Genomic DNA, 23,851 nt, shown 5'->3' with positions numbered 1-23,851 from the left:
AACGCCCGTTCAGATCAACCGCCGCGCTTGCCAGCCCCGCGCGCCCTGAGGCAAGAGGGTGACAGACCCAGCCGGAAAGCCGCCCGATGCGCCCTCGCCTCTTCATGCTCGCCCTGACCGCGCTCGCCGCCTGCACGCAGTTCCCGGACCTTGACGCGGCGGTCGCGCCGGACGTGGCGAACGCGCCCTACCCCCGGCTTCTGCCCATCGAGGAGGTGCTCGGCCCGGACCGCCCGCCCCGCGCCACGCCGGAGGCGGCGGAGCGTCTGTCGCTGCAGGCGGCGGCGTTGCAGGCCCGGGCGCGCACCGACACGGGCAGCGAGGCCGCGGCGCTCTCGGCGCGGGCGGACACGCTGCGCCTGCGGGCCGACGCGCTTCGCGCGGAGTAGGCGTAAGCGCCGCGCGGCGGCTTGGCGTTGCACGCCCGCGGCGATCGGGATAGATCGCGCCGGAAGCGTACCAGGAACGTCCCCACCCGAAAGGAGCCAGCCCATGTCCGATCCCCTGCGTCTCGGCATCGCCGGTCTCGGCACGGTGGGCGCCGGCGTCGTCAAGATCGTGCGCCGCAAGGCCGAACTGCTGGAGGCGCGCACCGGGCGGCCGGTGACGATCTCCGCCGTCTCCGCGCGCACCCGCGACAAGGACCGCGGCGTGAGCCTTGCCGACTACAGCTGGGAGGACGATCCCGTCGCGCTGGCCACGCGCGACGACGTGGACGTGTTCGTGGAGCTGATGGGCGGCTCGGACGGCCCCGCCAAGGCCGCGACCGAGGCCGCGCTCGCCGCGGGCAAGGACGTGGTCACCGCCAACAAGGCGATGCTCGCCATCCACGGCCAGGCGCTTGCCGAGGCGGCCGAGGCCGCGGGGCGCGTGCTGCGCTTCGAGGCGGCGGTGGCCGGCGGCATCCCGGTCATCAAGTCGCTGACCGAGGGGCTGGCCGGCAACGACCTCACCCGCGTGATGGGCGTGATGAACGGCACCTGCAACTACATCCTGACCCGGATGGAAAGCGCCGGTCTGTCCTACGACACGGTCTTCGACGAGGCGAACCAGCTTGGCTACCTGGAGGCCGACCCCACCCTCGACGTGGGCGGCATCGACGCGGCCCACAAGCTCGCGCTGCTGGCCGCGATCGCCTTCGGCACGCGGGTGGATTTCGACGGGGTCGAGATCGAGGGGATCGAGCGCATCTCCATCGACGACATCCGCCGGGCGCGCGACCTCGGCTTCCGCATCAAGCTTCTGGGCGTGGCGCAGATGACGGGGCGGGGGCTGGAAACCCGCATGTCGCCCTGCCTCGTGCCGGCAAGCTCGCCCATAGGCCAGCTCGAGGGCCCCACGAACATGTGCGTCCTGGAAGGCGACGCGGTGGGCCAGATCGTGCTGCGGGGCGCGGGGGCCGGCGAGGGCCCGACGGCCAGCGCGGTGATGTCCGACGTGCTCGACATCGCGCGGGGCACGCGCGTCTCCACCTTCGGGGTGCCCGCCGCAAGGCTGGCCCACGCCACGCCCGCGCGCACGGCGACGCCCGCGCCCTACTACCTGCGCATGGAACTGAAGGATCGCCCCGGGGCGCTCGCGCAGATCGCCACCGTTCTGGGCGAGGCCGGTATCTCCATCGACCGGATGCGCCAGTACAAGCACGCCGCCGACACCGCCCCGGTGCTGATCGTGACCCACAAGACGGCGCGCGACGCGCTCGATGCGGCGCTGGAGGCCATGCCGGGCACCGGCGTTCTGGCCGGCGAGGTGGTGGCGCTTCGGATCGAAAGCGTCTGACGCCGCGGGGCTCAGCCGCCGCCGACGTCGCCCGGCGCCACCGACACCGCCTTGACCACCGCGACCACCTGCTGCCCCTCGGCAAGCGCCAACGCCTTGGCCGAGCGGCGGGTGATTCGTGCCAGGATCTCCCCTGCCCCGAGATCGATCCGCACCAGCAGGCCCGGCCCCTCGCCCGGACGGAGCGCGGCGATCCGGCCCTCCAGAAGGTTCAGTGCCGAAAGGCCGTCGGGACGCGTCGTGGAAATCATCACGTCCTGAGCCGACACGCGCACGCGCAGCGGTGCGCCCTCCGACGCGGCGACGCGCGGCAGGAAAAGCCGCCCGCCCGGCGCGGCGAGTTCGGTCAGGCCGTCGGGGTGATGGGCGACGACGCGGGCGGTGATCACGCTGCCCGCCGCGCGCGGCCCGAAGGCGGGCACAGCCGCCGGGTCCGACATGACCTCGGCCGCAGGCCCCGCGCGCAGCACGCGGCCCTCCTTCAGCGCGACCACCGTAGTGGCGAGCCGCGCCACCTCCGCGACCGAGTGGCTGACGTAGAGGACGGGCGTTTCCGTTTCGTCGCGGAGACGCTCGAGATAGGGCAGGATCTCGGCCTTGCGCGCCTCGTCGAGCGCGGCGAGCGGCTCGTCCATCAGGATGAGGCGCGGCGCGGCGAGAAGCGCGCGCCCGACCGCGACGCGCTGCTTTTCGCCGCCCGACAGGCCCCCCGGGCGGCGCGGCAGGAGCGGCTCCAATCCAAGCATCCCAACGATCCGGTCGAAGGCCGCCGCATCCCGAGCGGCACGCGCCATCCATCGGCCGTAAAGCAGGTTCTGCCGCACCGTGAGATGGGGAAAGAGCCGCCCCTCCTGGAACACGTAGCCGACCCGTCGGCGGTGGGGCGGCGTCCAGAGCCCGGCCTCGATATCGAAAAGCGCCTCCCCGTTGACCGCGACCCGGCCCTTGTCCGGGCGCAGAAGCCCCGCCACCGCATTCACCACGGTGGTCTTTCCCGACCCGGAGCGCCCGAAAAGAGCGGTGACACCCGGCGGCGCCTCGAAGCGTGCATCGAGTTCGAAGCCCGGGAACGCGTGGCTGACCTCGACCTCGAGCATCAGGCGCCGCCGACGCGCGCGGCGACGCGGCGCCCCACGACTTCCGACAATAAGAGCGCCCCCATCGCCACGACCACCGAGACGATCACCAGCTTCATCGCCGGGCCTTCGCCGCCGGGGATCTGCAGGAACGCGTAGATCGCGGACGGGATCGTGCGTGTCTCACCGGGGATGTTCGACACAAACGTGATCGTCGCGCCGAACTCGCCCATCGCCTTGGCAAAGGCGAGGATGGCGCCCGCCACGATGCCCGGCAGTGCCATCGGCAACGTCACCGTCAGGAAGACCCAGAGCGGCGGCGCGCCGAGCGTCGCGCTCGCCTGCTCGAGCTTCGGGTCCACCGCCTCGATCGACAGGCGGATCGCGCGCACCATCAGCGGAAAGGCCATGACGCCCGCCGCGAGCGCCGCGCCTGTCCAGCGAAAGGCGAGGACGATGCCCCAATCGGCCAGGACGCTGCCGACAGGCCCGCGCGTGCCGAACGTCAGCAACAACAGGTAGCCCGTCACCACCGGCGGCAGGATGAGCGGCAGGTGCACGATGCCGTTCAGAAGCTGCTTGCCGGGAAAGGACCAGCGGGCCAGCGCATAAGCCGTGAGGATACCCAGCGGCAAGCTGACCAGCGTCGCCCAGAGGGAGACGCGCAGCGACAACGCCACCGCCCGCCATTCATCAGGGCCGAGCCAGTCCAACATGCGCTATTCGGCGAGGACCACGAAGCCCTGACGCTCGAACGCCTTGCGCGAGTCCGGGCTGCGGAGGAAGTCGAGGAAGGTCCGGCTCAGGGCGCTCTGGGTCTCGGCGAGGGCGGCGGCCGGATAGACGATGGGCGGATGGGTCGCGGCGGGAAAGGTGCCGGCGACCGTGACATCATCCTCGGCCACCGCATCGGTGGCGTAGACGATGCCGTAAGGCGCCTCGCCCGTCGCCACGAAGGCGAGCGCGGCGCGGACGTTGTCGGCCTGCGCCACTTGCGCCGCGACCTTGTCCCACTGCCCGAGGCTTTCCAGCGCCGCCTTGCCGTAGATGCCCGCGGGCACCGCGTCGACGAGCGCCATGGCCAGCCGCCCGTCGCCCAGGAGGCCCGCGAGGTCCATTCCGGGACCGATCTCGACCGGCGCGGCGGCGCCACCCGCCGCGACCAGCACGAGGGAATTCGCAAGAAGATCGAAGCGCGTGGCCGCTTCGACAAGGCCGTCGGCCTCGAGCATGTCCATCCAGCCCGGGTTGGCGGAGATGAAGACATCCGCCGGCGCGCCCTGCTGGATCTGGCGGGCGAGCGCGGAGGATCCGGCGAGGGAGACAACGACGTCGTGGCCGGTGGCGGCCTCGAAACCCTGCTCGATCTCCGCCATCGCGTCGCTCATGCTGGCCGCGGCGAACACCGTGATCCGGTCCGCGCTGGCCGGCACGGGGGCGCACATGGCGATGACCAGCGCAGCCGCTGTCGTGCGGGCGGCCGCTCGAATGCAAGCTGGCTTGAACACCGGGGCGTCTCTCTCCTGTTGATATGTTTCACGAAACATATCGCCCGGCAACCCCGCCAATGGCAAGCGTTATTTCCCGCCGGACATGTCGGACGCGCCCGCCTCCGCGAGCAGGGCGCGCAGCGCAGCGATCTCCGCCTCTCCGGCGTCGGTCGCCCGCCGTTCGAGCGCGCGGTAATGCGCCAGCACCGTCGCTCCCGTCTCGGTCAGATGCGCGCCACCGCCACGGGCGCCGCCTCGGCTGCGCGCCACGAGCGGTGCCCGGAACGCGGCGTTCATTTCCTCCACGAGGCTCCAGGCGCGCTTGTAGCTCATCCGCATGGCGCGGCCCGCCGCCGCGATGGACCCGGTCTGCTCGATCAGTTCGAGCAGGTCCGCCTTGCCGGGGCCCAGCATGGCATCGGCGCCGAACACGACGCGCAGGCGAAGGCGTGGAGGGTGCTCGGTCAGGGCCGCGGCCTCCTCGGTCGGTCTGGCGGTCCCGGAAGGACTCGAACCCTCAGCCTGCCGATTAGAAGTCGGCTGCTCTATCCAGTTGAGCTACGGGACCGCTCGCGCCGTTTTCGGCCATCGGGCGGAAATGCGCAAGCGCGTCAGTGCGTCCAGGAGCCGCGCCGGTCGGTCGCGAAATTCTCGCCGTAGCCGCGCGCGCGGATGTTGGTGCGGCGCTTGTGGGGCTCGAACACGATCGCCTCGATCCCGTGTTCGCGGGCGTAGGCCAGCGCGGCTTTCTTGGTGGGAAAGCGCAGACGGACTTGCGATTCCATGTCTGCCGAGGAGGTCCAGCCCATCAGCGGATCGATCTCCCGCGGGCTCGCCGGCGCGTATTCGAGCACCCATTGCCGGGTCTTCGCGGTGCCAGACGAGGTCGCGGATCGGGACGGTTTGTAGATGCGCGCGCGCATGACTTCCTCCGTGTCTTGAGACGGTTATGAAGGATGCCGCAGCCGGCGACAAGATCCCTCGCGGACCGCGGTGCAGGCAGACCTTGACCATCCGGACTTTCGCGGGGAGCGAGGGGTGGGTATGTGCGATCGGCCGAAAGGCCAAGGCGCTGCTTGCCGGTAAATGATATGTCACGAATGTCCCTTTTCGCAATCACAATCGGCGGGCGGCGCGATCGTCCGCCGGGGTTGAACCCGGGCGGGGAAGCGCGATCTTGAAGGGGAAGGAGACGCCTCATGCCCTACGCCCATTCCGACAAGTCCCCGCCCGAAAACTCCGCCACGATCCTGCACGCCGCGGCGGCGGACGTGCGCGCGCGCCCGAAGCTCGAGGGCGGCAGGCCGTTCGAGATGAAGTCAGACTTCGCGGCCGCGGGCGACCAGCCCACCGCCATCGCCGAACTCAGCGAAGGCGTGTTGTCGGGCGAGCGCGACCAGGTGCTGCTTGGCGCCACGGGCACGGGCAAGACCTTCACCATGGCCAAGGTGATCGAACGCACCCAGCGCCCGGCGATCATCCTCGCGCCCAACAAGACGCTGGCCGCCCAGCTTTACGGAGAATTCAAGGGCTTCTTCCCGGACAACGCGGTAGAGTATTTCGTCAGCTACTACGATTACTACCAGCCCGAGGCCTATGTGCCCCGCTCGGACACCTATATAGAGAAGGAAAGCCAGATCAACGAACAGATCGACCGGATGCGCCACTCGGCCACCCGGGCGCTTCTGGAACGCGACGATGTCATCATCATCGCCTCGGTGTCCTGCATCTACGGCATCGGCTCGGTCGAGACCTACGGCGCGATGACCCAGGATCTGCAAGCCGGCGAAAGCTACGATCAGCGCGCCGTGATCGCGGACCTCGTCGCGCAGCAGTACCGCCGCAACGATCAGGCCTTCCAGCGCGGCGCGTTCCGGGTGCGCGGCGACGTCCTGGAAGTCTGGCCCGCGCACCTGGAGGACCGGGCCTGGCGGCTGTCCTTCTTCGGCGAGGAGCTCGAAGGCATCACCGAGTTCGACCCCCTGACCGGCGCGCGCACGGGCAGCTTCGAGCGGGTGCGGATCTATGCCAACTCGCACTACGTCACCCCGAAGCCCACGCTTCAGCAGGCGATCCAGAGCATCCGCAAGGAGTTGCGCCAGCGGCTCGACCAGCTGGTGAACGAGGGCAAGCTGCTGGAGGCGCAGCGGCTCGAGCAGCGCACCAATTTCGATCTCGAGATGCTGGAGGCCACGGGCGTGTGCAACGGGATCGAGAACTACTCGCGCTACCTGACCGGGCGCGCGCCGGGCGAGCCGCCCCCCACCCTCTTCGAGTTCATCCCCGACAACGCCATCGTCTTCGCCGACGAAAGCCACGTCTCCGTGCCCCAGATCGGGGGCATGTATCGCGGCGACTACCGGCGCAAGTTCACGCTGGCCGAGCACGGCTTCCGCCTGCCCTCCTGCATGGACAACCGCCCGCTCAAGTTCGAGGAATGGGACGCCATGCGCCCCCAGTCGGTCTTCGTGAGCGCCACGCCCGGGCCGTGGGAGCTGGAGCAGACCGGCGGCATCTTCACCGAACAGGTGATCCGGCCCACCGGCCTTCTGGACCCGCAGATCGAGATCCGCCCCGTCGAGATGCAGGTGGACGATCTTCTGGACGAGGTGCGCAAGGTGGCGGCGAAGGGCTACCGGACGCTCTGCACCACGCTCACCAAGCGCATGGCCGAGGACCTCACCGAATACCTGCACGAGCAGGGCATCCGCGTGCGCTACATGCATTCCGACATCGACACGATCGAGCGGATCGAGATCCTGCGCGACCTGCGGCTGGGGGCGTTTGATGTCCTTGTGGGCATCAACCTGCTGCGCGAGGGCCTCGACATTCCCGAATGCGGGCTGGTGGCGATCCTCGACGCCGACAAGGAGGGCTTTTTGCGCTCGGAGACCTCGCTCATCCAGACCGTCGGGCGCGCGGCGCGCAACGTCGACGGGCGCGTCATCATGTATGCCGACCGCATGACCGGCAGCATGGAGCGCGCCATGGCCGAGACCGAGCGCCGCCGCGCCAAGCAGATCGCCTACAACGAGGAACACGGCATCACCCCCGCCACGGTGAAGAAGAATGTGGAGGACATCCTCGCCGGCCTCTACCAGGGCGACGTGGACATGAACCGGGTCACGGCGACCGTGGAAAAGCCGATGGCGGGCGCGAACCTCCAGGCCCATCTCGACGGGCTGCGCGAGGACATGCGCAAGGCGGCCGAGAACCTCGAGTTCGAGGAAGCCGCGCGCCTGCGCGACGAGGTCAAGCGGCTGGAAGCGGTGGACCTCGCCGTCCACGACGACCCGCTGGCCCGCCAGCAGGCCGTGGAGAAGGCGAGCGAGGAGGCCGCGGGAAAAAGAGGCCGCTCCACAGGGGGACGTGCGGGGCAGCGTGGGGGGAATGTAAAGAGAAAGAGAGGGTAAGAAGTGCCGATGAAAAAGGACTACGATCGCGGCTTGGAACTCATTTGCCCCACTTGTGCATCGCCTCAACTGACGGCCCCAGAAGAAGGCGACACATATGAGCCTATTTACATATGTAAATCATGTGAAGAGACTTTCCGCCTCCACGAGCTAAAGGACGGAAATTCCTCGAGAATTAATGCAGTAGCGGAAGAGATAAAGGACGAGGTTATCGAGGATTTTAAAAAGGACCTTGCTCGAGCGATTAAGAGGATAAATAAGTGAATATTTCAGATGCTGCTTCACTAATTGCGCTTGCCCTTTCAGCGGTTGCGATATTTCAGACTTACAGAGCTAACAAAGACCAAAGCAGGCTAACGGATCGAGAGGTCGAGCTAGTGCGCCGGCAGCTTGACCAGTTGGAACGCGATGACAGGGCATCTAAAACGGCTGATATTTCTGCAAGGATATACAAGGAGAGTAAAAACAACTGGAAGCTACGCATCGCGAACAAGGGTCCAGCAGTTGCCGAAAATGTTTATTTGAACATCTTGGCCGCTGACCGGAGTATGTTCAAAGAGAATTTTATTTCTGACAAATTGCCAATGAAAAGAATGGAGAAGGGTGATAGCGTAGATATTACGGCCATCATCACGTCTGGCACAAATATCAAAGAAGAAGTTGAGCTTTGCTGGGACGACCCTTCTGAAGTTGGCAAAAAGAAAAAGGTAGAAGTTTCGATCTAAAGAAAGAATAGCCCGCGTAGGGTGCGTGCTCGCCACGCACCGATCCCTCGCCGCCACGGCGCGTGAGATCACGCGCCCTACACGCCCGGCGCAGCCGAACAGCGCCCGACCTCCCCCCGAAGCCCCCACGCCTACCGCAAGGGCAGCGTGGGGGCTTCGGGGCGTGCATGCCAGCAGCGCCGCGCTGCGCCCTCCGGGTCCAGCGCATCCCGGCTGCGCCTCGCCGGATCGCGGCATGTCTCTGTCCGATTGACCGCCACGGGTGCGTGCGATCACGCACCCTACGCTCGGCCCTATGGCCGGGGCGCACACCTGTCCTATCTCTGCGCTATGCGCCTCGCCCTCGCTCTCTGCCTCCTCGCCGGCCCGCTCCATGCATGGAAGTTCTCGGCCGATCCGCTCTGCACCCTCTCCCACTCGACGGGGGAGGCGGCGGTGGTCGTGACCCACGATCCAGCCATCCCGGAATACGCGATCACCATCACCCGGGCGGGCGCGCCCTGGCCCGGGGGGCCGGTTTTCGCCATCCGCTTCGAGGGGCCCCGCGGGCTCACGATCTCGACCACGCGCCACGGCCTGGGCGAGGCGGGCCGCGCGCTCACCGTAACCGATCGCGGCTTCGGCAATGTCCTCGACGGGCTTCAGTTCAACGACACCGCCACCGCGCGTCTCGGCGACACGGCGGTGGCGTTCCCGCTCGACGGCGCGGCGGAGCCGGTCGAACGGTTCCGCGCCTGCGTCGCCGCGCCCGTCGCCTGAGCGCCCTGCCCCTCGTGACATTCCCGCCGATCCCGCTAGGCTTCCCTCACGCGGCGGGAGAGTGACCATGCGGAAACGAAGCCTCGCGGTGCTGGTGGCCGCCAGCCTCTGGGCGCTCCCCGTGTTCGCCCAGCCTGACGGCTTCGGCGGGCAATGCCTCGCCGCACCCCACGACGCGCCGGTGACGGCGCGCGAGCAGGAGGTCGCGGATCTCGTGGACAGCCTCCGCCCCGCCCTCGCCCGGTTCGAGAGCCTCGCGCGCGCGCTGGCCGAGGGCGCCCCCGAGATCTGCCTCGTGGACGCGCTTCTCGACGCGCAGGGCTATCTCGGCGTGGAGGAGAACCGCATCGTCCTGCGCGCCGCCCTCGCCCCGCCCATGCGGCAGGCGGTGCTGATCCACGAGCTGCGCCACCTGCACCAGGCGCGCACCGGCGCCTGCCCGGGTCCGGCGCTGTCGATGGGCGAAACCGCGCGTGCCACGCTCTCCCTCGAGGCGGACGCCACGGCCGTCACGCTCCACGTCGCCTGGGCGCTCCGCGCCGAGGGCGCACCCGCCGTCTGGGACGCGCTTGCCGCCTGGCCGGGGCAGCAGGACATCGCCGCCGCGTTCGCCGGTGCGATGGCCGAAACAAGCGATCCGGTCCGTGCCGCCGCGCGCGCCTTCGCGCAGTGGTACGTCTCGGACTGGCGGCGGGAAACCTACCGGATCGCGGCCTGCGCCGACTACCTCGACCGTCAGGACCGCAGCCACGCCCTGCCCGCCTACGGGGCGCTTCCGCAGGGCTTCCTGTCGGCGCTTTGCACGCTGCCCGACGGGCGCGCCTACCCCTGCACGCCGCCCGCCAGCGAATGAGCGCGCCGGCCGCGCCCCCCCGGGACCCCGGCGTTTCTCCCCGCCGGTGACCCGGCGCGGAGGTCAGTCGTCGGCGTCGTCGACCTGCAGGATCATCCGGAACGTGCCGAGCGCCACCCCGCTTTCCGCCTCGTCGTCGAAGTTCACCACGATCCCGTTCTCGGCCGTCGGCGCGAAAAGCGTGCAGGAGCCGCGGGCAAGCACGCTTCGCTCGCCGCCCACCGCGACGACGACGCGGCCCACATTCCCGGCATCGAAGCAGATGAGGTAGTTGCCGAGCGCCCCGCGTCCGGCCAGCACATACGCGTTCTCGGGTATGTCGCGTTCAAGCGCCCAGGTGCCCGAAACCGAACTGTCGATTTCTGCCGCGGCGGCCAGCGGCGCGGCGAGGAAGCCTATCGCTAGGGCGAGGAGGCGGTAGCTGCTCAACATTTTATGGCCTCACCTATATGTAGTGAGAACACTAACATAACCGCGCCCGGCGGCGCCAGCGTTTGTCGAATCACTCGTCACTTTCACGCCGCCGGCGCGCAAGGCCGGTGCGCGGCGACAGTGTGCAGCCGATGCGTTAACAGGATACGGACGGCGATTTCGCCGTCAGCGCACCGTCTCCACCGCGACGCCTTCCGCGCTGCGGGACAGGCGTTGGGTCACCTCGCCGACCTCCCGCCCGCTGTCGCGCAGAATGGTCAGGAGCACGTACTCCCCCTCGGGCAACTCCGAAAGGTCGAGCGTGGCGCCGAAGCTCCGGGCCGCGAGCGGCATCAGCGGCCCGGCCGCCTCGCTGGCGAGATCTCCCCGGCGCAGCTCCGCGCCGTCGGCGGCAAGAAGGGTGTAGCGCGCCTCGGGGCGCAGCAGAACGTTGCCCGTGTTGACCGCCCGCAGCGCGAGCGCGTAGTGGCCCGCTTCCTCGAGGCTGGAGACGCGCAAGGGCTCGAGCTCGGCACGGGCCACGTCCTCGCCCTCGGGGCGCGTCACCTCGACGAGGGCGGTGGCCGACCCCGCGCGCTGACCGTCGCCGTAGCGCGCGTCGAGCCGGAGTTCGGCGTAGTAGTTCCGGTGCGCCGCGTCGGTGCCGGGAAACCGCGCGAGCAGCCGCAGGTTCCGCGACTGGCCCGGTCGCAGGGTGAACCGCGCGGGCGCCACGTCGATCCAGCCGGCCGCCGACAGGTCCTCTCCGCGCAGCTCGGCGCTCGCGCGCCCGCCCATCCCTTCGGGCAGCGCGACCTCCACCGTCACGTCGACGGGATCGATCGAGGGGTTCTCGACCGTCACGCTGCCGGTGCGCCGCGCGCCGGCGCGGTAGTCGTACTCGAACACCTCGGGGCTGAGCCCGAGTTCGATGTCGGTCACCAGGTCCTTGATGTCGGGATGCCCCTCGAAGGCGATCTCGCGGCGCAGGGGCACCGTGCGCCGCCCGTCCACGTAAAGCTCTCCGCGCACGCGGTAGTCGCCCGCGGGCAGAAGCCGCCCGAGGTCCACCGGCACCATGAGCGTCGTTTCGGGAAGAAGGCGCCGCTCCTCGATGGGCACGCGGCGGATCTGCCGCCAGGTATCGCTGGCATCCTTGTAGTCCACCCAGATGTCGCCGCCGAAGCGGGAGTAGGTGCCACCGCGGTTCTCCACCCGCGCGGTCACCACCGTCGTCTCGGGAAACGGCGCGGCGGCGGCGCCCTCTGCGCCCGTGACGTCCGGCAGGCGGTAGGACAGCGTCGCATCGGCAAGGCGCACGTCCTGCCGGGCGGGACGCCCCTCCGTGCCCAGAATGATCGGAACCAGAAGGCGCAGGGTCAGGCGCAGCCCCTCGGCATCCTCGGGCGGGCGCGCCGTCAGCAGAAGGCCGGCGACATGGCTGCCCTGCGCGGAAGCGGGCACGCGCATCAGAACCTCGAGGATCGTCGTCTGGCGCGCGTCCACCTGCACCTCGGAGGGCGCGGTGATCCACGGCGCGGCCGAGCGCGGCAGCACCTGGCCGCCCTCCTCGTAGGGCACGATGGTGAAGGCGCCATCGGGCGTCTGGGCCAGCTGGACCACGTCCACCTCCAGAAGCCGCCCCTCGAGCTGCGAGGTTCCGGTGATCTCGATCGGAATGTCCACGGTGGTGCCGGGCGGCACCTCGCCTTCCACGGTGAGCGGGCGCACCTGAAAGCCCTGCGCCGCGGCGCCGGGCGCCATCGCGCCGAGGGTCAGAAGGGCGAGGAGGACAAGCAAGGCTGCGCGCACGGGGACGGCCCTTTCGCTGGGATGTCGCGCCGCGGGTCGGTGCGGCCACGCATTCGCTACGACAGGCCGCGGCGGTTTTCAACGCTCAGCGCGGCTGAAGCGTGATCTCCACCTCCAGGCTGTAGATGCCGGGTGCGGGCAGCCCGGTGGGGTTGTCGGTGAAGCGCGGGCCCAGATCGGCCCCGACGCCCCAGAGCGCGGCGCCGCGCGCCCCCTCGGCGGCGAGCCGGCCATCGGCGTCCTGGTAGATGCGGGCCTCCCCGCCACCATTGCCGCCGCCCCCCGGCCCGCCGGGGCGTCCCGGACGGCCGGGATCGTCCAGCCAGTCGGGCGGGCCGGTCTCGCCCAGCCAGTCCGGGCGCCCCGGCGGGCCGAGCCAGTCCGGCCGGCCCCTGCCACCCTCCGCGCGGTCGCGGTCGAGGTAGACCCGCCCGCCGATCCGGTGGGCGCCGTCCGAAAAGGCCGGCTGGCGGTAGTTCGCGGGCGCGGGCGGGGCCGGTTGCCATGTCGGAAAGCCGATCGTGACGGTGTAGGGCACGGTGGACAGCACGCGGAACCGCGCCGTGTCTTCGGTGGTCTCGAAGCCCGGCGCACCCAGCAGATCGGCCACGACGTAGTCCACCTGCCGGTCGAGCACCTGCACCAGCAGCGCATCCCGCCCGCCCGGCCGCGGCACGATCTGTCCGCCTTGCTGCGCCACGGCGGGCACGGCAAGGCCGGCGGCGAGGAGAAGCGGAATTAGGGTGCGAAAGGGTCTCGTCATGCGCGGTCAGCTAATCCGAGCGGGGCGTCGAAGGCAACACAGCCGCGCGCCCGGGTGCGGGCCGCGCGGCTGTGACGCGATGGCGGAGGGGCGGTACGGGCCCCTCCGCGTGTAGCTCGACGCCGGATCAGGAAGCGGCAGCGACTGTGATATCCACGTCCAATGAATAGTCGCCGGGCGCGGCGACGCCACCCGTGCAGTCCGTAAGATTGGGCGACGCCTCGATGCCGATCCCGTACTGTTTGTTCGCGCCGGGCGTGAAGTAAGACGCCGCGAAGGTGTCGTTCACGGTCCACGGGCTCGCGCCACTCGGCGGCGTGGACGTATTGTTCGAGTTCGTGGCCGGGTCGACATCGAAGGTGATCGTGCCGCCGATGGCGCAGCCCTCCGCACCGTTCACGTAGTAGGCTTGGCTAAAGGTTGTGGCACTCGGCCAGTCACTCGGCTGGCCCGGGCCCTCGTTGTCCCAGGTCGCCCACTCCAGCGTGAGATCGAAATCGACGTTCGCCGTGACCTCGATGAGCGACTTGTCGGTGAACGAGCCGTTCCGGTTGTTGTTGCCCGGCACCCCGCTGTCCCCCGCAGGATCGACAACGGTAATAGCCGAGTCAAGAGCTTGAGTGATGGCAATATACTCGCCGACGCTGGCTGTCAGCGTGACTTGGGCGGTGTCTTCGACGGACTGGGCGTAGGCGCCCGTGCCGAGAAGGGCGAGGGCGCTCGCCGTGGCTGCAAGTTTCTTCATGTCTGTCCTCCAGTGTTCGAGGCAATGCTCAAAAAGGGTCGCGCCGCGGGGTTTCGGGTCGCGGCCCGGGCCCTCAGAGGGTTAATGAGAGAGATTGTCGAAAAATTGAGCGGCCCGGGGCCGAATTGAGGCCGAGAAGGCGACAATGCGCGCGCCCTGCCCTGCGGCACTGCCTATACCACTGATACAATTCAAGTATCGCGCAAAAGTTGTTGAATAATTATTAAATATCTTTAAGGTTGCGCCTCGTCCCGGCGGCCGCCCCGTTCCGATCAATGGGGCGCTTCGCCGTGAACCTCCGGCATGGGCGCGGCGGCGCAGCACCCTCCTCGCGATGGCTCCCGCCGCAAGAGACCCGGACCCGATGCGGCGGCGCCCACCCGGCCGCACGGAACAGGTCACGCCGCGCCGGCCAGGACATCCCCAGCGCGCCCCGGCAGGGTGGCAATTTGACGACACTTCCCCCGGCCCGGACAAATTTGACTGTTTTCAAAATCTTCCGCATGGTAGCTAAACTGAAAATAGAATGTGCCGCGAAAAACGATCCACAGAGCAGCGCGGTGCGGCAAGGACAGGCCGGATCTACCGGCGACCTTTCGAGGCAGGAAAATGCAGGTGAGACCGAGAACCGGCAGGCTTTTTGCGTGCGTCCTGTGCGCGCTCGCATTCGCTTTCGCCACCGTCGCGCAGGCCCAGGGCCGCGCCATCGTCGACAACGTCTTCTTCCAGACCGATCTTCGCACCGCGCTCGAGGATATCGCGGCGCAGACGGGGGCCAACATCGTGGCCGACCCCGGCGTGCAGGGCATCGTGACGGTCACCATCGAGGATGCCACGATCGAGGACGCGCTCGACCTGGTGCTGGCCGGCACCGGCTATCGCGTCGTGCGCCGGCCCGACTACTTCCTCGTCTACAATCCGGATCCCCGCGCCGACCTCTTCGCGGAAGTGTCGGACACGGAAGTCATCGCCCTGCGCAATCTCGAAGCCTCCGCCGCGCGCGACCTGCTGGTGGAGCCGCTGCGCAAATACGTGCGCGCCGACAGCGCGAACCGGCGGCTCGTCATCTCGGCGCCGCCGGAACTTCTGCAGGTCATCCTGCAGGACGTCGAGACGATCGACCGCCCGAACTCCGACCAGACCGTCTTCGCCGCGCTCACCTACATCGAGGCGGCCAGCGCGCGGGAGCTTCTGCCCGAGCGGCTGCAGGGTTACGTGCGCGCCGACCAGGTCCGCAACAGCCTGTCGATCAGCGGCCCCGCCTCCGTCCGGCAGGAGGCATTGCAACTCGTCCAGCGCCTCGACCGTCCGCTTCCACCCAAGAACGTCGATGCGCGCGACGTCTACGATACCGGCCTGATAAAGCTAGACCACGTGACGGCGGAGGTGGTGACGAACCTGCTGCCCGAGAACCTCGCCACCCATGTGCGCGCCGACGCGGTGTCGAACACGCTGTCGGTCAACGCGCCGCCCGCCATCGCGCGCCAGATCCACGCCGACATCGCCAAGATCGACCAGCCGCGCAAGCACATCATGCTGGAGGCGCGTGTGGTCGTGCTCGACACCACCGCCTTTCTCGATCTCGGCACCCAGTTCCAGCCGCCCGGCCTGACCGCCGGCGCGAACCGGACCGACGGCACCACCGACATTTCCGAGATCGCGCTCGGCTACACCAGCGACCGGATTTTCACGAACGCGCTCGGCCTCACGCTGAACCTGCTGTCCGAGAACAACCAGGCCGCCATCGTGGCAAGCCCGCAGGTTCTTGCGCAGGACGGGATCGAATCCGTGATCCGCGTGACCACCGCCGAGTTCTTCCAGATCCTGACCGAGAACGACAGCTTCATCCGCAGCGACCTCGAGGAGATCGAGACCGGCACGATCCTGCGCATCACACCGCAGGTGGGCCGCGACAGGACGCTCACGCTCGACATGGAGCTCGAGGTCTCCGACGTGGTGGCGCGGGGCGAGCAGAACCTGCCCGTTGTCAACCGTCGCACGGTGCAGAACACCGTGCAGCTTCAGAACGGCGGGACCGCGGCCGTGGCGGGGCTTTCCGATCTTCGCAGCCAGCAAGGCCGCAGCGGGATACCGGGGCTTCGCAACCTTCCGTTTCTGGGCCGCAACGACACCTCGCGCAGCCGGACGCAGCAGGTGGCGATCTTCGTGACGGCAACGCTGGTGGAACCCGAGGACCGCCGCTTTCGCAGCGGCAACCCGGGGGCGGTTCCGCTCGGCCAGGTGGACGAGACGGCCTTCCGCTCCGAGCTTGCCGCCGCCATGGACCGGCTGGGCTACCGGTGAGGGAGGGCGTGAGCTTGAAGAAGACGCTAATCTTCCTGGTCGTGTCGGTACTGGCGTCCTGCGCCGACGTGAACGTCTCCAACTCCCTTTCGGGGGTCGTGCCGATCTCGGGCGGTCAGACGGCGCGCGTGTCCGCCGACGATCTCGTGATCGCAATGGGGCGCAGCGGCTTTTCGCGTGAGGAGATCCTCGAACACGGACCCGCGATCCGGAACGCGCTGTCGAACCGGGGCGGTGCGGAAGTACGCCGCGGCGGGCGCGTCACCGCCATTCTTTCGGTGATGGACGGCTCGCTTTACGTGGTCAGCCAGCGCGGCGGCACCTACGTGCACGAACTTGGCGCCTGATCCCAGCGCGCGCGCCGAGAGCCGCACCTCACGTCACTCGCGCGACTGCGCCAGGTAGGCGGCGATCGCGGCCACATCCTCCCGGGCGAGCGCGATCCGCGGCATCATGCCGATGCCGGCCTGCGTGGCGTGCTGCAGAACGCGCGCGGGCAATCCGCGAATGTCGCCCACCTCGCCCTCGGCCCCGGTCGGACCATGGCATTCACGGCAGTTGGCGATGTAGAGCGCCTCTCCGCGCGCGATCTCGGCGGTGCGATCCGCGATCGCCTGCCCCGTCAGCAGGGGCGAAAGGATACAGATGATCGCGGCACTGCGGTATCCCGTCACGGGGGCGGCCTCCCTTGCGCGCGGCGCGTTGCCTTCGGTCCCGGGCATCGCGTGGAAAGGGCGCGAAACCGCGCCCTTCCCGTCTTTCTAAGTCCGGCGTCAGGTGCCGATGAAGCCGCCATCGTCCTTCGTGATGACGACGGTGGCCGAACGCGGCACGGTGCCGTCGTAGTCGGGAAAGCCCGACCCGAAGTCGCCTTGGGCGAACTGCTCGGCCGAGGCGTGGGCGCCCGGATGCTGGAAGTTGACGAACATGGTCTTTCCGTCCGGCGTGCTGACGACGCCGGTGCACTCCTGCCCCCAGGGTCCTGTCATGAAACGCTTGATCTCTCCGGTGGCCGGATCGGCCGCCAGCAGCATGTTCATGCCGAACTCCTTGAGCGGGCCTTCGTAATCGGGACCGGTATCGCCCATGTCGGTCTGGATCCACAGCCGCGAGTCGTTGTCGCACCACAGCCCGTCCGGGCAGGCGAAGATGCTGTCGTCGCCCAGCGCGCCGCCCGTGGCCAGCGCCGAGTTGCGCGCGTTGCCCGCGATCACGAACAGATCCCACTGGAACGTCGCCTTGGTGTGATCGACGTTCTCGTAGTTCCAGCGCACGATCTGGCCGAAGTTGTTTTCTGCGCGCGGGTTGACGGCGTCGGTCTGGGCCTGGGTGCGGCGGGAGTTGTTGGTGAGCGCGAAGTAGAGCGTGCCGTCGTTGGGATCGACGGTGCCCCATTCCGGGCGATCCATCTTCGTCGCGCCCACATGGTCCGCGGCGAGGCGGGTGTTCACGAGGATGTCGGCCAGATCGGCGAAGCCGTTGGCCGGCGTCAGCCCGTTGCGTCCCGGCGCCAGAGCCAGCCATTCGCCGGTGCCGTCGTCGTTGAACTTGGCCACGTAAAGCGTGCCGCTGTCGAGGATCGAGCCATCCGTCTCTCCCGGCACCCAGACTCCGTCGGAGACGAACTTGTAGATGTACTCGAACCGGGCGTCGTCGCCCGAGTAGCACACCACCGGAGCCCCCTCGACGACGGGGGCGAACACGACGCCCTCATGCGCGAAGCGGCCCAGATGGGTGCGCTTGACCGGCGTGCTTGCGGGATCGAACGGGTCGATCTCGACCATCCAGCCATAGGTATTGGGCTCGTTGCGGTAGTCCTCGGTGGCCGAGGCGCCCCGGGTCGTGGCGTCGAACCTGACGAACTCGTCGGCGCCCGACTTCGCCTTGTGCCAGCCGTAGCGGCCACCGTTCGGGTTGGTCGAGACGCCATAGCGGGCATGCTCGCGCGGCAGGTCGGGCTTCTGGTCGATCTGGGTCGTGTTCGAGAAGTAGCCCGCCCAGTTCTCTTCCGCGGCGAGATAGGTGTTCCACGGCGTCACGCCATGGGCGCAGTTGTTGACCGTGCCGCGGGTCATCGTCCCGTCGGGGCTGTACTTGGTGCGCACATGCGCCGAGCCGCGGACCGGGCCGCCGATCTCCATCGGCGTATTGCCGGTGATCCGGCGATTGTGCGGGTCGGCGACGATGGCCCACTGGCCGTCGGCCTGCCTTGCGGTACGATAGATCGAGATGCCGTGGGCGGCGATCTCCATGCGCACCTCGTCGTCGTCGCGCATGCCGTCGGCGTCGTAGACCACGCTGCGCTTGTCATGCGCCACGCCCTTGTAGCCTTCCTTTTCGGCATGCAGGAAGCGCGGCTCGATGTACTCGTGGTTGAGGACGAGCAGACCGTCCTCCGAGGAGACACCGTCGATCGGGAAGAAGTGGATCCCGTCGTGGCATTGGCCGATCTGGTGTTCCTGCTCGGCGCCGGTGTTGGCACCGGGCCGGTAGGCGGGCATGTCGCCCGAGACCGGCTCGCCGGTCGCGCCGAGAACCTGGAAGCTGTAGCCTTCGGGGACGACCACGACGTCCTCGAAACTCACCGGCACGGGCTTGAACCCGATCAGGCTGGAGGTGCCCTGCGCCAGCGCCGCCTTGCCCGACAGCGCGCCGCCGATCAGACCGGTGGCGATGGTGGCGAGGCCCCCCATCATGAAGCCGCGACGCGCGACGCGGGCCTCCATCACGTCGTAGAAGTTGCGATTGGCGGACGTGTTGCACTGCGCCTCGTCGCCGTGCTCGTAGCCCATCGCCTGCGTGTGGTCGGGATAGTCCCGCTCAAAGTCCTTCATGTCCAGCTCCCTGTGCTGCATCGAAAGAGCGAGTCGGCAGACCGCTCGACGAGGAATTAGCTGCCAAGTGTCACAGGTGCGTGACGAACGCGGCGGGGCGCGACCCGCCGCCGGCAGCAGCCCTCCGAGTGTGCCCGCCCCGGGTGATGTTCCATTGATCCACCGCAAACCAGCGCGGAACTCGGGAGATGGCTGACGCCGGGTCGTTTCGTGCTGGAGAACGCTCGGCGCATTGAACAGTGATTATTTGCGACTCGGGAACGAAGCGGCCCCGCCCCGGCCCGGCAAACGGGCGCTTCCCGGCGGGGCCCGCCCGGAAAGGCCCGCCGGACGCCGGAGGTGGAAGATCCCGACGAGACAAGGTGGATCGGGACGACAAGACCCCGTCTCCCGCGCCCCGGCCCGCGCGGTGTCGATGCGCCGGGTGTCTGCCGCGACCCCATGTCCGGCCTGCCCGTTGCCCGTGGCAGCGTGCAAGATGCGGCGCGCGCCAGCCGCCGTAACGCCTTTTCTGCCGGGGCCGGACGCATGCAGCGTGGCGCATCGCTCCTCTTGCCACCTCGGCTGGCGCGTGCGGGGCGACGACCGCTCGCTCGCACCGGCTGGGCCGCCTCTCTTCGAAAGCGCCGCCGTGCGGCAAAAAGGGCCTCACTCCTGGCAGAGCCTCATGGCGGCCGCGGCGAGCCGCGGAAGCGGCAGTTCCTCCTCGACGCCACCCATGCGCCTTGCCTCCTTCGGCATCCCGTAGATCACGCAGCTGTCCTCGTCCTGGCCCAAGGTGCGGGCGCCGGCCTCGCGCATCTCCTTCAGACCGCGCGCGCCGTCATCGCCCATGCCCGTCATGATGATCCCGACCGCGTTGGAGCCCGCGTTCTGCGCCACCGAGCGAAACAGGACGTCCACCGACGGGCGGTGCCGCGACACCAGGGGCCCGTCGCGCACGTCGATCCCGTAATGCGCGCCCGAGCGGGTGACCATCGTGTGGCGGTTGCCGGGGGCGATCAGGGCATGACCGCGCAGCATGCGGTCCCCCGGCCGGGCCTCCTGCACGGAGATGTCGCACTCCCCGTCGAGGCGCCGCGCGAAGGCGGCGGTGAACGTCTCGGGCATGTGCTGCACGATCACGATCGGCGGGCATCCGGCCGGCATCTGGCGCAGGAAGAGGCGCAGCGCCTCGGTCCCGCCGGTGGAGGCGCCGACGGCGATGATCCTGTCGGTGGTGCGCGCCATCGCCCTGCTTCCCGGCGGCGGAAGCATGGCGTCGGCGGTCAGCTTCGCCTCCACCTCGGACGGGCGCAACCGCGACAGCCGCGCCTGCGCGGCCGCGCGCACCGCGTCGCAGATGCGAACCCGGCTTTCCTCCAGAAAGCCGCGAATGCCGACCTGCGGCTTGCAGATCACGTCCACGGCTCCGGCCGCCATGGCCGCGGTCAGGGTCGCGGTATTGGCGCCCACGAGCGAAGAGCACATGACCACGGGAATCGGGTGTTGGGCCATGAGCTTCTTGAGAAAGGTCACCCCGTCCATGCGCGGCATCTCGACGTCGAGAATGATCACGTCCGGCTTTTCAACGCGAAGCCGCTGCGCCGCGGCGAAGGGATCGCTTGCCGCACCCATGACTTCCAGGCCCGGGTCAGACGCGATCAGTTCGCACAGTGTCTGGCGCACCACCGCGCTGTCATCCACGATGAGCACCTTGAGCGGGCGCCGCGGCTGCGCGGACATCACGGGCCCTCCTTGCGGTAGAGCGTGGGTGCGACCTGCCGCAGCCCCTCTGGAACGCGGCTCAGCCCCTCGGCGTGACCGGTGACGAGATACCCGCCTGGCCGCAGGCGGCCCACGACCCCTGCCGCGATCATCGGCTGCTCGGATGGCGGGAAATAGATCAGGACATTGCGCAGAAAGGCGATGTCGGCGGTCAGGGCCGGGCCACGGGCCGGCTCTGACAGGTTCGCCCAGGCCAGTCGCGCCTGCGCACGCAACTCCGGCACGATGCGGTAAAGCGGCCTGCGTCCCGCGCGGGACCGCATGAGATAGCGCCGGCGAAAGGTCTCCGGCAGCCCTTCGATCTCGTCTTCGGTGAAGATCGCGGTGGCGGCCCGTCGCAGGATGCGGCGCGAGATGTCGGTGCCCACTACCGCCCAGCGCAGCCCGCCGGCACGCGACCGGGCGGCCTGATCCAGCACCATCGCGGCCGACCACATCTCCGCCCCGGTCGAACAGGCGGCGCTCCAGACCGTGAGGGGCCAGGACCGCCCTGCGCCGGAGGCCACCACCTGGTCTATGCCCTCCTGTGCAAGCCAGTCGAAATGCGCCCGCTCCCGGAAGAACGACGTGGTGTGGGTGACCAGCGCCTCCGCGAGGTTCTGGCGCTCGGCCGCGCCCGAGGGGCCCCGCAGATGGGCGAGATAGGCGTCGAAATCTGCCGCACCCGTCGCCTGAAGCCGTCGCCCGACGCGCAGCTCAAGAAAGCTGCGCTTGGCCGCATCGATCCGCACGCCGGAAACGCGAAGCATGATGTCGCACAAGCCGCTTGCCTGGACCTCGGTCAACGCCGGCGGAGGAGAGGTCTCGACGGCACCCGCCGCGCCGCCGAGCCCGCGATGCGTTATCGCGCTCACGTCGATGTTCCCCCTGTCATCTTAGGCCCGGCCCGCCGCGCGCGTGTTTTCCCTCGCGTAGCGCTCGAAATCGCTGTCCGAGATGTCCTCGGAGCCGAGATCCAGCGTTACTCCCTGACCACCCGCCACGACGGGCGGCATGGAAGCCCGGGCCGTTACGGTCGAGCCGGACGCCTCCGTCGCGGGGCGCAGGCCACGCGGCGGGGGCGACGCCCCTGTCGTCGCACCGGGCGACGAAACCTCTCCGGATGCGTCCGACAGGCGGAAATATCCGATCACCTGGCGCATCTGCTCGGACTGAGACGCGAGATTCTCGGCGGACGAGGCGGACTCCGTCGCGGCAGAGGCGTTTTGCTGGATCACGATGTCGAGTTGACGGATCGCTTCGTTGACCTGTTCAGCGCCGGTGGTCTGCTCCCGGGCCGCGGCCGAAATCTCCTGCACCAGATCCGCGGTGCGCTGGATCGAAGGCACCAGCGCGCGGAGCATCTCGCCCGCCCGGGCGCTGGCATCGAGCGTACGTCCCGAAAGCGACGAAATCTCCGTCGCGGCCTGCTGGCTTCGCTCGGCCAGCTTGCGTACCTCGGAGGCGACGACGGCGAACCCCTTGCCGTGCTGGCCGGCACGCGCGGCTTCCACGGCGGCGTTGAGGGCCAGCAGATCGGTCTGGCGCGCGATTTCCTGGATGATCGTGATCTTCTCCGCGATGGTCTTCATGGCGGCGACCGCCTCGTCCACGGCGCGGCCGCTATCCTCGGCCTCCTGCGCCGACTTGGTGGCGATCTGCTCGGTCTGGGCGGCGTTGTCGGAGGATTGGCGTATGGTGGCCGACATCTCCTCCATGGAGGCGCTGGCCTGGCCTGCCGCGGCCGCCTGCTCGGTGCTGCCGTTGCTGAGTTGTTCGGCAGTGGCGCTCATCTCCTGCGCGCTGGCGGCGACACTGTCGGCACTGGCACCGGCACTGGAAATGACCTGGCGCAAACGAGCCAGCATGTCCTCGAGCGCGATGCCGAGCGCGTCCACCTCGGAGCGGCGCGTGACGCTCACGGACAGATCACCCTTCGCGATGGTTTCCGCTGCACGGGTCATGCCGCGCAGGTCCCCGGCCATCGTGTCCATCGCGCGCAGGAGATCGCCGATCTCGTCGCGCGGTCGGTTGGCCGCGGCAATGTCCAGATCGCCCCGCGCGACCCGGTTCGCCACATCCGTTGCCAGACCGAGGCCACGAGTGATCGATATCATGATCCATGCGCCGGCAGCGAGGCTGACGATGAACGCCAGGGCCGCGGCGGAGAAAAGCATCGACCGGGCCCCTGCGTAAGTGGCATCGGCCTCGGCCTGGGCATCGACCATCTCGGCACGGCTGCCGGCGGAAACCTCGGAAATGATGTCGAGCGCCCGCTCGAACGCCGCATCGGCCGGGCCCGTCGCCAATGCCTCCGCCTGCCGGTTGCTGTTCTCCAGCGCCAGCATGCGTACCTCATCTAGGACGGAGGCCGACCTGTCCCAGGCATCGCGCAGATCGCTCCTCTCGGCGCGGGCGGTCACCCCGAGAATGGCGTCGATCCGCGCAAGTGCTGCCGACCCTCTGGCCAATGCCGCGTCGAGCTTGGCCGAAGCCTCTTCCTGCTCCGCGGGATCGGCCTCGAGCAAAGTCATCTGCGCCGCCCCCTGGGCGGCCAGAAACGCGTTCGCCATCTCGTCGAGCGCGACGTCGATGGCGTTCGCGTCCACCCCGGCGCCTCGCGCAACGGCACCGCGCAAGGCCGAAACGGCCTCCGTCCCTTCGGCGACGGCAGCCTCGCCGGCATCGCGCGCAAGCCGGCGGCCGCGGGTGTTGGTCTGAGCTCGCGACAGCGTCGCGACTTCGCCGAGTATGTCGTCGAGATCGTCAAGCGCCCCGCGGATGTCGGCCATCTGCGTGAGCAAGTTTGGATCGGCTCGCTCGGCCATGTGCGCGAGCTCGGCGTCAAGCTTGGAAGCATGAGCCGCGATTGCCGCCTCGGCCGCCTCGAGTTCGGCCGGCTCGTCGGCGAAGATCAGCCGGGTCATCGCGATTTCCATTTCGAGCGCGTGCCGGCGCATGTCGGCAGCCGTGAGGATTTTGTCGGCGCTCCCGTTGACGATTTGGTCAAGCACGGAGTCGAGGTTCTTCAGATTGCGCTCCGACACGAAGACGAGAGCGCCGAAGAGGACGAGAACGAGCGTGAAAGTCGCGGCCAGCTTGGCCTTTAGGGTCGGGCGCATGGGAACCTCCTGAAACGTG

The 23,851-nt window shown here is 68.8% G+C and carries 23 protein-coding genes and 1 tRNA gene; 9 read left to right on the top strand and 15 right to left on the bottom strand.

Features of this window, described 5'->3' with window-relative positions; translation table 11 throughout:
- Nucleotides 1-86: 86 nt before the first annotated feature.
- Nucleotides 87-389, top strand: a complete 303-nt coding sequence (locus AB6A69_RS05170; protein ID WP_371055727.1) for a hypothetical protein — start codon at nt 87-89, stop codon at nt 387-389.
- Nucleotides 390-492: 103 nt separating this feature from the next.
- Nucleotides 493-1,779, top strand: coding sequence for a homoserine dehydrogenase (locus AB6A69_RS05165; protein WP_371055728.1), 1,287 nt, complete (start codon nt 493-495; stop codon nt 1,777-1,779).
- 11 nt (nt 1,780-1,790) lie between these two features.
- Here AB6A69_RS05165 and modC read toward each other — a convergent pair whose 3' ends face one another.
- The 6 genes from modC to AB6A69_RS05135 all read right to left on the bottom strand — a co-directional run bounded on the left by modC (nt 1,791) and on the right by AB6A69_RS05135 (nt 5,268).
- Nucleotides 1,791-2,876 (bottom strand): molybdenum ABC transporter ATP-binding protein, encoded by a 1,086-nt coding sequence (gene modC / locus AB6A69_RS05160; RefSeq protein ID WP_371039213.1) that lies wholly within the window; start codon nt 2,874-2,876, stop codon nt 1,791-1,793.
- The gene (gene modB, locus AB6A69_RS05155) at nt 2,876-3,571 is read right to left on the bottom strand and encodes a molybdate ABC transporter permease subunit (RefSeq protein ID WP_371059984.1); all 696 of its coding nucleotides are present in this window, start codon (nt 3,569-3,571) and stop codon (nt 2,876-2,878) included. The genes modC and modB overlap by 1 nt, the downstream gene beginning before the upstream one ends.
- A 3-nt stretch (nt 3,572-3,574) precedes the next feature.
- Nucleotides 3,575-4,300: a molybdate ABC transporter substrate-binding protein gene (gene modA / locus AB6A69_RS05150; RefSeq protein WP_371059983.1), complete on the bottom strand. Its 726-nt coding sequence runs from the start codon at nt 4,298-4,300 to the stop codon at nt 3,575-3,577.
- 132 nt (nt 4,301-4,432) lie between these two features.
- Nucleotides 4,433-4,759 carry a winged helix-turn-helix domain-containing protein gene (locus AB6A69_RS05145; protein WP_371060044.1) on the bottom strand — a complete coding sequence of 109 codons (327 nt, stop codon included), beginning with the start codon at nt 4,757-4,759 and terminating at the stop codon, nt 4,433-4,435.
- A 77-nt stretch (nt 4,760-4,836) separates the two neighbouring features.
- Nucleotides 4,837-4,913, bottom strand: a tRNA-Arg gene (locus AB6A69_RS05140).
- A gap of 43 nt (nt 4,914-4,956) precedes the next feature.
- On the bottom strand, nt 4,957-5,268 hold the full coding sequence (locus AB6A69_RS05135; RefSeq protein ID WP_371039218.1) for an ETC complex I subunit: 312 nt from the start codon (nt 5,266-5,268) through the stop codon (nt 4,957-4,959).
- Nucleotides 5,269-5,544: 276 nt separating this feature from the next.
- On the opposite strand from AB6A69_RS05135, the gene uvrB reads away from it, so the two are divergent.
- The 5 genes from uvrB to AB6A69_RS05110 all read left to right on the top strand — a co-directional run bounded on the left by uvrB (nt 5,545) and on the right by AB6A69_RS05110 (nt 10,095).
- Nucleotides 5,545-7,758 (top strand): excinuclease ABC subunit UvrB, encoded by a 2,214-nt coding sequence (gene uvrB, locus AB6A69_RS05130; RefSeq protein WP_371059982.1) that lies wholly within the window; start codon nt 5,545-5,547, stop codon nt 7,756-7,758.
- A 9-nt stretch (nt 7,759-7,767) separates the two neighbouring features.
- Complete coding sequence (locus AB6A69_RS05125) at nt 7,768-8,022, top strand: hypothetical protein (RefSeq protein WP_371059981.1); 255 nt, start codon at nt 7,768-7,770, stop codon at nt 8,020-8,022.
- The gene (locus AB6A69_RS05120) at nt 8,019-8,483 is read left to right on the top strand and encodes a hypothetical protein (RefSeq protein ID WP_371059980.1); all 465 of its coding nucleotides are present in this window, start codon (nt 8,019-8,021) and stop codon (nt 8,481-8,483) included. Before AB6A69_RS05125 ends, AB6A69_RS05120 begins: the two co-directional genes overlap by 4 nt.
- Before the next feature lie 330 nt (nt 8,484-8,813).
- Nucleotides 8,814-9,242 (top strand): hypothetical protein, encoded by a 429-nt coding sequence (locus AB6A69_RS05115; RefSeq protein WP_371059979.1) that lies wholly within the window; start codon nt 8,814-8,816, stop codon nt 9,240-9,242.
- A 67-nt stretch (nt 9,243-9,309) separates the two neighbouring features.
- Entirely contained in the window at nt 9,310-10,095 is a 786-nt protein-coding gene (locus tag AB6A69_RS05110; RefSeq protein ID WP_371059978.1) for a DUF6782 family putative metallopeptidase, read from the top strand.
- 63 nt (nt 10,096-10,158) lie between these two features.
- Here AB6A69_RS05110 and AB6A69_RS05105 read toward each other — a convergent pair whose 3' ends face one another.
- The 4 genes from AB6A69_RS05105 to AB6A69_RS05090 all read right to left on the bottom strand — a co-directional run bounded on the left by AB6A69_RS05105 (nt 10,159) and on the right by AB6A69_RS05090 (nt 13,826).
- Complete coding sequence (locus AB6A69_RS05105) at nt 10,159-10,527, bottom strand: hypothetical protein (protein ID WP_371059977.1); 369 nt, start codon at nt 10,525-10,527, stop codon at nt 10,159-10,161.
- 165 nt (nt 10,528-10,692) lie between these two features.
- Nucleotides 10,693-12,318 (bottom strand): hypothetical protein, encoded by a 1,626-nt coding sequence (locus tag AB6A69_RS05100; RefSeq protein WP_371059976.1) that lies wholly within the window; start codon nt 12,316-12,318, stop codon nt 10,693-10,695.
- Nucleotides 12,319-12,403: 85 nt separating this feature from the next.
- Nucleotides 12,404-13,081 carry a hypothetical protein gene (locus tag AB6A69_RS05095; protein ID WP_371059975.1) on the bottom strand — a complete coding sequence of 226 codons (678 nt, stop codon included), beginning with the start codon at nt 13,079-13,081 and terminating at the stop codon, nt 12,404-12,406.
- Between the two features lie 127 nt (nt 13,082-13,208).
- Nucleotides 13,209-13,826, bottom strand: a complete 618-nt coding sequence (locus AB6A69_RS05090; protein ID WP_371059974.1) for a hypothetical protein — start codon at nt 13,824-13,826, stop codon at nt 13,209-13,211.
- 615 nt (nt 13,827-14,441) lie between these two features.
- On the opposite strand from AB6A69_RS05090, the gene AB6A69_RS05085 reads away from it, so the two are divergent.
- Together AB6A69_RS05085 and AB6A69_RS05080 are read left to right on the top strand one after the other, a co-directional pair.
- Nucleotides 14,442-16,130 carry a secretin and TonB N-terminal domain-containing protein gene (locus AB6A69_RS05085; protein WP_371059973.1) on the top strand — a complete coding sequence of 563 codons (1,689 nt, stop codon included), beginning with the start codon at nt 14,442-14,444 and terminating at the stop codon, nt 16,128-16,130.
- A gap of 14 nt (nt 16,131-16,144) precedes the next feature.
- Nucleotides 16,145-16,477: a hypothetical protein gene (locus AB6A69_RS05080; RefSeq protein ID WP_371059972.1), complete on the top strand. Its 333-nt coding sequence runs from the start codon at nt 16,145-16,147 to the stop codon at nt 16,475-16,477.
- A 33-nt stretch (nt 16,478-16,510) separates the two neighbouring features.
- Here AB6A69_RS05080 and AB6A69_RS05075 read toward each other — a convergent pair whose 3' ends face one another.
- From AB6A69_RS05075 to AB6A69_RS05055, 5 genes are all read right to left on the bottom strand, one after another.
- Nucleotides 16,511-16,804 (bottom strand): cytochrome c, encoded by a 294-nt coding sequence (locus AB6A69_RS05075; protein ID WP_371059971.1) that lies wholly within the window; start codon nt 16,802-16,804, stop codon nt 16,511-16,513.
- Nucleotides 16,805-16,903: 99 nt separating this feature from the next.
- Nucleotides 16,904-18,964 carry a PhoX family phosphatase gene (locus AB6A69_RS05070; protein WP_371059970.1) on the bottom strand — a complete coding sequence of 687 codons (2,061 nt, stop codon included), beginning with the start codon at nt 18,962-18,964 and terminating at the stop codon, nt 16,904-16,906.
- 648 nt (nt 18,965-19,612) lie between these two features.
- Nucleotides 19,613-20,689, bottom strand: a complete 1,077-nt coding sequence (locus tag AB6A69_RS05065) for a chemotaxis response regulator protein-glutamate methylesterase (RefSeq protein ID WP_371059969.1) — start codon at nt 20,687-20,689, stop codon at nt 19,613-19,615.
- Nucleotides 20,689-21,585 carry a protein-glutamate O-methyltransferase CheR gene (locus AB6A69_RS05060; protein ID WP_371059968.1) on the bottom strand — a complete coding sequence of 299 codons (897 nt, stop codon included), beginning with the start codon at nt 21,583-21,585 and terminating at the stop codon, nt 20,689-20,691. Before AB6A69_RS05060 ends, AB6A69_RS05065 begins: the two co-directional genes overlap by 1 nt.
- Before the next feature lie 21 nt (nt 21,586-21,606).
- Nucleotides 21,607-23,832, bottom strand: a complete 2,226-nt coding sequence (locus AB6A69_RS05055) for a methyl-accepting chemotaxis protein (protein WP_371059967.1) — start codon at nt 23,830-23,832, stop codon at nt 21,607-21,609.
- Nucleotides 23,833-23,851: the final 19 nt, after the last annotated feature.

It is taken from the genome of Rhodosalinus sp. 5P4, from assembly GCF_041365695.1.
Lineage (GTDB): Bacteria > Pseudomonadota > Alphaproteobacteria > Rhodobacterales > Rhodobacteraceae > Rhodosalinus.
Note: the sequence above shows the minus strand (reverse complement) of the source record. Positions and strands in the feature narration are given on the sequence as shown.

What these genes read in the sequence shown, in the direction of transcription:
- AB6A69_RS05170 (WP_371055727.1), top strand. Translation starts at nt 87, where the DNA reads ATGCGCCCTCGCCTCTTCATGCTCGCCCTGACCGCGCTCGCCGCCTGC.
- AB6A69_RS05165 (WP_371055728.1), top strand. Translation starts at nt 493, where the DNA reads ATGTCCGATCCCCTGCGTCTCGGCATCGCCGGTCTCGGCACGGTGGGC.
- modC (WP_371039213.1), bottom strand. Translation starts at nt 2,876, where the DNA reads ATGCTCGAGGTCGAGGTCAGCCACGCGTTCCCGGGCTTCGAACTCGAT.
- modB (WP_371059984.1), bottom strand. Translation starts at nt 3,571, where the DNA reads ATGTTGGACTGGCTCGGCCCTGATGAATGGCGGGCGGTGGCGTTGTCG.
- modA (WP_371059983.1), bottom strand. Translation starts at nt 4,300, where the DNA reads ATGTGCGCCCCCGTGCCGGCCAGCGCGGACCGGATCACGGTGTTCGCC.
- AB6A69_RS05145 (WP_371060044.1), bottom strand. Translation starts at nt 4,759, where the DNA reads ATGCTGGGCCCCGGCAAGGCGGACCTGCTCGAACTGATCGAGCAGACC.
- AB6A69_RS05135 (WP_371039218.1), bottom strand. Translation starts at nt 5,268, where the DNA reads ATGCGCGCGCGCATCTACAAACCGTCCCGATCCGCGACCTCGTCTGGC.
- uvrB (WP_371059982.1), top strand. Translation starts at nt 5,545, where the DNA reads ATGCCCTACGCCCATTCCGACAAGTCCCCGCCCGAAAACTCCGCCACG.
- AB6A69_RS05125 (WP_371059981.1), top strand. Translation starts at nt 7,768, where the DNA reads ATGAAAAAGGACTACGATCGCGGCTTGGAACTCATTTGCCCCACTTGT.
- AB6A69_RS05115 (WP_371059979.1), top strand. Translation starts at nt 8,814, where the DNA reads ATGCGCCTCGCCCTCGCTCTCTGCCTCCTCGCCGGCCCGCTCCATGCA.
- AB6A69_RS05110 (WP_371059978.1), top strand. Translation starts at nt 9,310, where the DNA reads ATGCGGAAACGAAGCCTCGCGGTGCTGGTGGCCGCCAGCCTCTGGGCG.
- AB6A69_RS05105 (WP_371059977.1), bottom strand. Translation starts at nt 10,527, where the DNA reads ATGTTGAGCAGCTACCGCCTCCTCGCCCTAGCGATAGGCTTCCTCGCC.
- AB6A69_RS05095 (WP_371059975.1), bottom strand. Translation starts at nt 13,081, where the DNA reads ATGACGAGACCCTTTCGCACCCTAATTCCGCTTCTCCTCGCCGCCGGC.
- AB6A69_RS05090 (WP_371059974.1), bottom strand. Translation starts at nt 13,826, where the DNA reads ATGAAGAAACTTGCAGCCACGGCGAGCGCCCTCGCCCTTCTCGGCACG.
- AB6A69_RS05070 (WP_371059970.1), bottom strand. Translation starts at nt 18,964, where the DNA reads ATGAAGGACTTTGAGCGGGACTATCCCGACCACACGCAGGCGATGGGC.
- AB6A69_RS05065 (WP_371059969.1), bottom strand. Translation starts at nt 20,689, where the DNA reads ATGTCCGCGCAGCCGCGGCGCCCGCTCAAGGTGCTCATCGTGGATGAC.
- AB6A69_RS05055 (WP_371059967.1), bottom strand. Translation starts at nt 23,832, where the DNA reads ATGCGCCCGACCCTAAAGGCCAAGCTGGCCGCGACTTTCACGCTCGTT.